Source organism: Mycobacterium sp., assembly GCF_032161845.1.
Taxonomy (GTDB): domain Bacteria; phylum Actinomycetota; class Actinomycetes; order Mycobacteriales; family Mycobacteriaceae; genus Mycobacterium.
This window is the reverse complement of sequence record NZ_JAVRQA010000379.1, coordinates 1-9,004: the sequence shown is the minus strand read 5'-3', so window position 1 is coordinate 9,004 and position 9,004 is coordinate 1. Positions and strand designations below refer to the sequence as shown.

Sequence of the window (9,004 nt, the reverse complement as noted above, 5' to 3'; positions counted from 1 at the left end):
CTGCATCCGGAGAAGGTACTCGACCCCGAAGCACGCCGCACGGTCGATCGGCTCACCACGGGATATGCCGACGGGAGTGCCTTCTTCGTGGAGCGCCTCTCCGAGGGTATCGGCACCATCGCCGCCGCCTTCTGGCCCAAGCCGGTGGTGGTCCGAATGTCCGACTTCAAGACGAACGAGTACGCCACTCTGGTTGGCGGGCAGGGTTTCGAGCCGACCGAGAGCAACCCCATGCTCGGCTTCCGCGGCGCATCTCGGTATGCGCATCCGGCCTACGCAGAGGGCTTCGCGCTGGAGTGCCGCGCAATGCGACGCGTCCGCGATGAGATGGGCCTGACGAACGTCATTCTCATGCTCCCGTTCGTTCGGCGCGTGGCGGAGGCCGACCTCGTCCTGCAGACCATGGCGGACCTGGGCCTGAAGCGGGGCCAACACGGGCTCGAGGTGTACGCGATGTGCGAGGTCCCGAACAACGTCATCCTGATCGACGAGTTCGCCAAGCGCTTCGACGGCTTCTCCATCGGCTCCAACGACCTCACGCAGCTCACCTTGGGGGTGGACCGCGATAGCGAGATCGTGGCGTTCGACTACGACGAGCGCGACGAAGGGGTCAAGGAGATGATCCGACTCGCGGTGGAAGGCTGCCGCCGCAACGGAATACACTCGGGGCTCTGCGGGCAGGCGCCGTCGGACTACCCGGACATGGCTGAATTCCTGGTCCGACTTGGCATCGACTCGATGAGCCTGAACCCCGACACCGTGGTCAAGACCACCCGCCAGGTGCTGGAGTTGGAGCGGCAGCTAGTGCCCGCTGCCGTCTGATGAAGCTGCCGATCACGATCGACCCGCGTCACCACGACGCGGTGCTCTTCGACCTCGACGGCGTGCCGACCAGCGACATGCCGCGCTTCGGGGTGACCGCCGACCTGGCCCGAAAGTTGCAGGGCATCGACGTCGCTGCGGCAGCCTATTCGTCGAGCCCGCAGTGCCAACGGGCGTTGAAGGCCGCAGGGATCGACGACTTGTTCGGCGTGTGCATCGACGGAATTGCCGGCGAGCGCGGAAGTGTCGAGAAGCCAAATCCCGCAGTGCTTCTGGAAGCCGCCAGCCGACTCGGTGTGCGGCCGCAACGGTGCGTCGTCATCGAGAGCTCCGAAGCCGGAGTTGCTGCTGCCCGCACCGTTGGGTTCGCGCTCGTCGTCGGCATCGACGGGACTGGCACTGCCGACGAACTGGCACGCCGCGGCGCCGACGTCGTGCTCACCGACGTGGCCGAGATCACGGTTCGCACGGGTGACAAGCGGATGTCGGAACTCCCGAATGCGCTGGCATCCTACGGCCAGCTGATCGGCATCACCGGGGCGCGAGAGTCGATGTTGTTCCTGGACTATGACGGGACGTTGTCTCCCATCGTGTCGGACCCCGATGCGGCCAGACTGGTCGACGGCGCCGACGAAGCACTCGAACTCGTCGCCGAGGTGTGCCCGATCGCCATCCTGAGTGGTCGCGACCTGGCCGACGTCCGCAGCCGGGTAGACGTCCCCGGCCTCTGGTACGCCGGCAGCCACGGATTCGAACTGACGGGTCCGGACGGCACACATCACCAGAACGAAGCCGCATCGGTGTTCGTCCCCATCCTCGCGGGGGCCGCCGCCGAGTTGCGCGACAGCCTGGCACACGTTCCGGGGCTGCGGTTGGAGCACAAGCGGTTCGCCGTCGCGGTGCACTTCCGCGAGGTCGCCCCGGACCGGGTCGGTGAGATCGTCGCCGCCGTCCACCAGCTCGGAGCGCGAGCCGGCCTCCGAGTGACCAGCGGACGCAAGCTCGTCGAATTGCGGCCGGACATGGACTGGGACAAGGGAACCACGCTGGCGTGGATTCGTGACCGGGTCGACCCGTCCAGTGCGCTTCTGCCGATCTACATCGGGGATGACCTGACCGACGAAGACGCCTTCGACGCAATCGAATTCGACGGCATCGGGATCGCCGTGCGGCACGACGAGGATGGCGACCGGAAGACGGCGGCCCATTTCACCCTCGAAAGCCCGGCTCAGGTGCGGGAGTTCCTGCACCGCGGGTCGCGGTGGCTGGCCTACAAGCACCGGGTTGCCGCCGAGGCATGGGATTACGCCTACGACGGCTACGACCCACAGCACGAGAAGCTTCGTGAGGCGTTGTGCACGTTGGGGAACGGCTACTTCGCCACCAGGGGCGCCGCGCCGGAGTCCAAGGCCGGACAGGTGCACTACCCAGGCACCTACGCCGCCGGGGTGTATAACCGCCTCGTCGACGACGTGTCCGGGACCGAGATCGACAACGAGAGTCTGGTGAACCTGCCCAACTGGCTCCCCCTGACCTTCCGTATCGACGGGGGCAGCTGGTTCGACATCGACGCCGTCGAGGTGCTGTCCTTCCGGCAGACGCTGGATCTCCGCGGCGCGGTGCTGACCAGAGCGGTCCGCTTCACCGACGACGCGGGCCGCACCAGCTCACTGACCCAACGACGATTCGTGGCGATGCATCTGCCCCACGTCGGCGCTCTCGAAACGACGATCGTCGCCGAGGACTGGTCGGGGACCCTCGAGATTCGCTCGACGCTGGACGGCAACGTCACGAATTCCTTGGTCGAGCGGTACCGGGAGCTAGCCAGTCAGCATCTCGGGTCGGTGGATACCCGGGAGCTCTCCGGGGATTCCGTTCTGCTGACCGTGGAGACGACCCAATCTCGGGTTCCCGTCGCCATGGCGGCGCGAACCACCGTGTGGCGCGATGGTGCACCCGTCCCGACCACCCATCGCCTGTTCGAAGCGGATGCCGAAATCGGCCACGACATCGCACTGCGTGTGTCGGCGCGCGACGTGGTGACCGTCGAGAAGGTCGTGACCGTCTACACCGGGCGCGACGGGGCCACGTCCGAACCCGCCGCCGAGGCGCAGCGCTGGCTTCCCCGACTCGGCCGGTTCGCCGAACTACTCGACGGGCACATGACCCGCTGGGTTCATCTCTGGGAACGCTTGTCCATCGAATTCGACGACTTCACGGACGAATTGCGGATTCTGCGCCTGCATCTCTTACACATCCTGCAGACGGTGTCACCCAACACCGCTGACCTCGACGTCGGCGTGCCGGCTCGCGGACTCCACGGAGAGGCTTACCGCGGCCACATCTTCTGGGACGAGTTGTTCATCTTCCCCGTGCTCAATCTGCGATTCCCGATGATCACCCGGTCGCTGCTGGGATACCGCTACCGACGCCTGCCGGAGGCTCGTCACGCCGCGCGCATAGCGGGCTACTCGGGGGCCATGTTTCCCTGGCAGTCCGGCAGCGATGGACGCGAGGAAAGCCAACGGCTGCACCTCAATCCACGCAGCGGCCACTGGAATCCAGATGCCAGCGCCCGGGCACACCACGTCGGCATCGCCGTCGCCTACAACGCATGGACCTTCTACCAGGTCACTGGCGACCTCGCCTACCTGATCGACTACGGCGCGGAGCTGCTGGCCGAGATCGCGCGCTTCTTCGTCAGCCTGGCCACCTTCGACGAAGGCCGTGCGCGCTACTGCATCCGGGGTGTCATCGGGCCCGACGAATTCCACTCCGGGTATCCCGACGCACCGTACGACGGCATCGACAACAACGCGTACACGAACGTGATGGCGGTCTGGGTGATCATGCGCGCCATCGACGCCCTGAACCTGCTTCCGCTGCCGAACCGTCTGGATCTGATGGAGGCGCTCGATCTACGCAGTGCGGAGGTGGCGCACTGGGAGGAGGTCAGCAGGCGGATGTACGTCCCGTTCCACGATGGCGTCATCAGCCAGTTCGAGGGTTACGGCGAACTGGCGGAACTGGATTGGGACCGCCTTCGTGGCCAGTACGGCAACATCCAAAGGCTGGACCGCATCTTGGAGGCAGAGCACGACGACGTCAACCGTTACAAGGCGGCCAAACAGGCCGACGCACTCATGCTGCTCTACCTGTTGTCGGCGACCGAGTTGCACGAGTTGCTCGACAGGCTCGGCTATCGCTTCCACCCAGATCAGGTGCCCGCAATGGTGGACTACTACCTGGCCAGGACCTCCCACGGCTCCACCCTCAGCGGCGTCGTGCACACCTGGGTGCTCGCCAGGGCCAACCGCGACCGTGCGCTGGACTTCTTCACCCAGGCCCTGACGTCGGATGTCTCGGACATCCAGGGCGGCACCACGTCGGAAGGCGTTCATCTGGCGGCGATGGCCGGCCCCGTCGACCTCATGCAGCGGTGCTTCACCGGCCTGGAGACCCGGTCCAACCGCATCATCCTGTCCCCCCACTGGCCGGAATCCCTTGGTGTCCTGGCAATCCCGATCCACTACCGCGGACTGCACCTGCACCTGCGGGTGAGCGGAAAGGGCGTGATCATCAGTGTGGACCCCCGTGACGCAGGCGGGATCGAGGTCGAATGCCACGGTCGCGTCGTTCAGCTGATGCCCGGGACCACCGTCCGATTCCCCGGTTGACGCATGCTGCATCCGTGCGTTCGAGCAGAAGCCCTCCGCCTCAAGCCAATCGACGAACGCCCAGCCCAGCCCGGAACCGCGTTCCGTCATAGCGGTGACGTCGGAGTACGGCGTCGATGTCAGCGTTCATGGAGCGCCACTTCTGGTGCGGGTGCACGCAGCGCCGCCACTACCAACCACTTCAGCTCCGCAGGATCGGTCGCAGAGCGTGCAGTACGGCAGGATCCTCGATGGTCGACGGCACTGGCTCGTCCTTGCCATGGGCGATGCCGCGCATCGTCTTGCGCAAGATCTTGCCCGAACGCGTCTTCGGCAGCGCCGCAACGACATCGACGAGCTTGAAGCAAGCCACGGCGCCGATCTCGTCGCGGACGGCCTTCACCAGATCCTCGGCCAGCCCATCCGACGATGCGCCCGCCTTCAATACCACCAGGCCACGCGGGACCTGGCCCTTGATCTCGTCGGCGACGCCGATCACCGCACATTCGGCCACCGCGGGATGCGTGGCCAGCACGGCTTCGATCCCGCCTGTTGAAAGCCGGTGTCCGGCAACGTTGATGACATCGTCGATGCGACCCATCACGAACAGATATCCATCATCGTCGAGATAGCCGCCGTCTCCGGTGAGGTAGTAACCGGGATGCTCGCACAGATACGACGCCACGTATCGGGCATCGTCGTTCCACAACGTCGGCAACGTCCCGGGTGGCAACGGCAGTCTCAGGCACACAACGCCCTCCTCACCTGGTTCGCAGGGGTCGCCGTCGGCATGCAGGATGTGCACGTCGTAACCCGGCATGGGCACCGTCGGCGACCCAGCCTTGAACGGCAGCGCCTCCACGCCCATCGGGTTGGCGGCGATCGCCCATCCCGTCTCGGTCTGCCACCAATGATCAACGACCGGAATGTGCAGCTTCTGCTCCGCCCAGTGATAGGTGTCGGGGTCCAGTCGTTCCCCTGCCAAGAACAAGTACTTCATCGCGTCGAGGTCGTATCGGCCGAGGTATACGCCCTCCGGGTCTTCCTTCCGGATCGCCCGGATGGCCGTCGGCGCGGTGAAGAGGACCTTTACCCGGTGCTCGGCGGCCACCCGCCAGAACGCGCCGGGGTCGGGTGTACCAATCGGCTTGCCTTCGTAGAGCACCGTCGTTGCGCCGAGGAGCAGGGGGCCGTACACGATGTAGGAATGGCCGACGACCCACCCGACGTCGGAGGCGGCCCAGAACACCTCCCCGGGGTGCATGTCGTAGATGTGGCGCATGCTCCACAGCAGTGCGACAGCGTGGCCGCCGTTGTCGCGAACGATGCCCTTCGGGGTCCCGGTCGTGCCCGAGGTGTAGAGCACATACAGCGGGTCGGTGGCGTCGACCGACACCGGCTCCGCCGCATCGACCCCCTGCATCGCGTCGTGCCATTCCACGTCGCGGCCCGGGATCAGCTGGCATGGCATCTGATCGCGCTGCACGATGACGCATTTCCGCGGCGGGTACTCGGCGGCAGCTATGGCCGCGTCGAGCATCGCCTTGTAGTCGATCACCCGTGTCGGTTCGATCCCGCAGGACGCAGAAACAACGACTTTCGGCTGGGCATCGTCGATGCGGCTCGCCAGCTCGTGCGGGGCGAACCCACCGAACACCACTGAATGCACCGCACCGATCCGCGCACAAGCCAGCATGGCGATGACGGCCTCGGGAATCATGGGCATGTACACCACGACACGGTCCCCCTTGGCCACGCCCAGCTCACGCAATGCCCCTGCGAAGCGGGCAGTCTCGTCGAGCAGTTCGGCGTAGGTGTAGGTGCGTTTCGAACCCGTCACCGGGGAGTCGTAGATCAAGGCGGGCTGATCTGCTCGCCCTCCGTGGACGTGGCGGTCCAGGGCGTTCGCGCATGTGTTCAACCGACCGTCGGGGAACCACCGGTAGAACGGCGGGTTGGTGTCATCGAGAATCCGGCGAGGCTCGCGTATCCAGGAAACGTCTCGGGCGGCATCGGCCCAGAACGCCTGCGGGTCGGCGATGCTCGCAGCCAACAGTTCGCCGTACCGCCCAACACCCACAGCGCCGGACAACGGCTGCCGTTCCGAACACTCTGCACTGTCGGGCATTTCGCAGTCCTCGTCGCGTGACCAGCGGCCACGACCGTCGGGGCCTGCTCGAATGTATCCGCTTCGGAGGCAAGTTCGGTGGGGCCGTTGGACACCGAACGTCGGCCAAAGGTCACGAACTTGGCGACGGCCGTTAGTGGGGCCGAAATACTCTGGTGTCAGCGTTCGCAGCCCGCCCATCCTGTGGAGGAACAGGGAGGGTGACGGATGCGCGGGCACTGGTTGGTGATGGAGGGCGACGGACCTCCGACGCCGTATCGCGCCCGGCTGGCCGGGGCGGGACGCCGTCTACCGCCAACCCGACTGGGAACCAACGAGATCATGGCGACCACCCGACATGAGACACATATCGATCTCGAGCCACTGACCGGCATCCGCGAGCGCCGGGTCTCGAACGGAGACGAGGACTCGTACAGTCTCGTCACCTCGGCTGCCCCCCATCGGCCCGTAGGACCGGGCGGCGGCGGATGACGTCGCCTGCCTGACCGCGCCGGATCCCTTCCGGCGCAGCAAGGAAGGAAGGAACACTTCATGTCGAATACCAACACGCACCCGGGGGTCGTCGTCGGCGTCGATGGTTCAGCCGGCTCTAGAATCGCGCTGCAGTGGGCGGCCCGGGACGCCGAGCTGCGAGGCGTGGCCTTGACGCTCGTACACGTCGTCGCGCCGACCGCGGGGCCGTGGCGAGAATCCTCAGTTCTCCCGGAGTGGGCGCATCGGGAGCGAGAACACGGGCACCAGGTGCTCGACGATGCACGCAAGACCCTTGACGAGAGACCCAAGCACACCCGACTACGCGTCCGCTGCGAAATGCCCTCTGCACATGCCGTTTCGGCGCTCGTCGACCTGTCGAAAGATGCCGAGATGGTGGTCGTCGGTTGCCTGGGGACAGGCACGTTGCGGGGCCGTCATCTGGGCTCGGTGAGCTCCGGGCTGGCCCATTACGCGCATTGCCCGGTCGCAGTCATCCACGACGGCATCCCGTTGGACACCGAATCCACGGCGCCGATACTCGTCGGGATCGATGGCTCTCCGGCGTCGGAGTCCGCGATCGCCGTCGCGTTCGACGAAGCCGCGCGCCGCAACGTCGGGCTCGTGGCCCTGCACGCGTGGAAGGACGTGAGCGTGTTCGACTCTGCCGTCAGTTTCAAACGCGACGGCTGGCCTGCGCTTCACTCGAAGGAGGAAGAGGCGCTTGAAGGACGACTGGCCAGCTGGATCGAGCGCTACCCGGACGTGCCGGTGCGTCGCCTGATCGTGAGGGACGAACCAGCTCGCCCCCTCATCGACCAATCGCGTGCGGCACAGCTCATCGTGGTCGGCAGCCATGGCAGCGGCGGATTCGCCGGCATGTTGTTGGGTTCAGTCAGCGCGGCTGTGGTGATGTTGGCACGGGTGCCGATCATCGTGGCGCGGCGCTGATGGCCAACGTCCACAGCGGTTAATAGTAGTGAGCATTCACGCACTCTCACGATGCGCCGAACTTCGGAACGCTCACCCGGGTCGTTGAGCTCCAGCTTCGCACCGATCCCGCAGCAGGGAATAGTGCTGTGGGGCAAGGGTTCTTCGGGGTAGTCGTCGCCAGCCGCGGCGATCCATGAAACGGCGGCCTAGTCATGAGTGTTTCGACCCCTGCGATCACTAGGACCGTGCGGGTTCCACGGGCTCGGGACCGAATGCGAATCGTCTACCCGTGACACTGAGCGGACGGATGCGGATGTAGTGCTGCTTGGCCGTCGCGGTCCACGGAAGCAGGTGCGCTAACTCTGCCTCGGCGAGATCTTCGTCGGTGCGCGCCACTCGCGCTGCCCCCTTGACGATCACACTCCATCCTTCGGCGACGTCGTGCTGGTCGACCTCGAACAGGACGCGGTCATTGATCGCGGCGCTAACCAGCTTGGTGCCTTCCGCCGTCCGAAACAGGATTGTTCGGCGCTGGACGACGAAGTTGATCGGAAAGATCTCTGGGTAACCGTCGACGCTAGTGACGAGACGGCCCAAGGCGACGCTGGACAGGAGTTCCCAGCACTCGGTCTCGGACAAGACTGAAATGGGGTGAGTCGCTGTGGACATGACGTCACGTTATGCCTGGCGGCCCGAGAGCGATGGGGCCCAAAGTCATCGATTCTGGGACCTAATGGCATCAGTCCCCTTCTGGAGCGGGAATCACCTCCTGGCCCGCAAGACCTAGTCGAGTCGGGTCATCCAGTGGTGGGTGTCGGCGAACGTTCCGCGCTGGATCCCGGTCAAGGTGTCGCGCAGCGCCATCGTGACCTCGCCGGGCTCCCCGTCGGCGATGGTGAACTCCCCGTCGCCGGACTTCACGTGCGAGACCGGGGTGATCACGGCCGCGGTGCCGCAGGCGAACACCTCGGTGATCTCGCCCGCGGCGGCCTTC

5 protein-coding genes and 2 pseudogenes are annotated in these 9,004 nt (G+C 65.7%); 4 read left to right on the top strand and 3 right to left on the bottom strand.

All coding sequences use genetic code 11. The features are described 5' to 3' along the window. Positions 1–822, top strand: an 822-nt coding sequence (locus tag QOD90_RS20480; protein WP_526352664.1) for a putative PEP-binding protein, incomplete at its 5' end; no start/stop codon positions are given. Then, positions 822–4,499, top strand: a complete 3,678-nt coding sequence (gene otsB, locus QOD90_RS20475; protein WP_526352663.1) for a trehalose-phosphatase — start codon at positions 822–824, stop codon at positions 4,497–4,499. The genes QOD90_RS20480 and otsB, both read left to right, overlap by 1 nt. 181 nt (positions 4,500–4,680) lie before the next feature. On the opposite strand, the gene QOD90_RS20470 is transcribed toward otsB, so the two are convergent. Beyond that, complete coding sequence (locus tag QOD90_RS20470; RefSeq protein WP_526352662.1) at positions 4,681–6,606, bottom strand: acetate--CoA ligase; 1,926 nt, start codon at positions 6,604–6,606, stop codon at positions 4,681–4,683. Positions 6,607–6,813: 207 nt separating this feature from the next. On the opposite strand from QOD90_RS20470, the pseudogene QOD90_RS20465 reads away from it, so the two are divergent. Both QOD90_RS20465 and QOD90_RS20460 read left to right on the top strand, forming a co-directional pair. Next, positions 6,814–7,041, top strand: a pseudogene (locus tag QOD90_RS20465) (3-oxoacyl-ACP synthase); the annotation flags it as partial. 96 nt (positions 7,042–7,137) lie between these two features. Continuing rightward, the gene (locus tag QOD90_RS20460) at positions 7,138–8,028 is read left to right on the top strand and encodes a universal stress protein (protein ID WP_526352661.1); all 891 of its coding nucleotides are present in this window, start codon (positions 7,138–7,140) and stop codon (positions 8,026–8,028) included. Positions 8,029–8,247: 219 nt separating this feature from the next. Here QOD90_RS20460 and QOD90_RS20455 read toward each other — a convergent pair whose 3' ends face one another. Beyond that, complete coding sequence (locus QOD90_RS20455; protein WP_526352660.1) at positions 8,248–8,679, bottom strand: pyridoxamine 5'-phosphate oxidase family protein; 432 nt, start codon at positions 8,677–8,679, stop codon at positions 8,248–8,250. Positions 8,680–8,793: 114 nt separating this feature from the next. Beyond that, positions 8,794–9,004 (bottom strand): annotated as a pseudogene (locus QOD90_RS20450) (branched chain amino acid aminotransferase); the annotation flags it as partial.

Excerpts from the sequence above, each read along its gene's own strand:
- QOD90_RS20455 (WP_526352660.1), bottom strand. The coding sequence starts at position 8,679 with ATGTCCACAGCGACTCACCCCATTTCAGTCTTGTCCGAGACCGAGTGC.
- otsB (WP_526352663.1), top strand. The coding sequence starts at position 822 with ATGAAGCTGCCGATCACGATCGACCCGCGTCACCACGACGCGGTGCTC.
- QOD90_RS20460 (WP_526352661.1), top strand. The coding sequence starts at position 7,138 with ATGTCGAATACCAACACGCACCCGGGGGTCGTCGTCGGCGTCGATGGT.
- QOD90_RS20470 (WP_526352662.1), bottom strand. The coding sequence starts at position 6,606 with ATGCCCGACAGTGCAGAGTGTTCGGAACGGCAGCCGTTGTCCGGCGCT.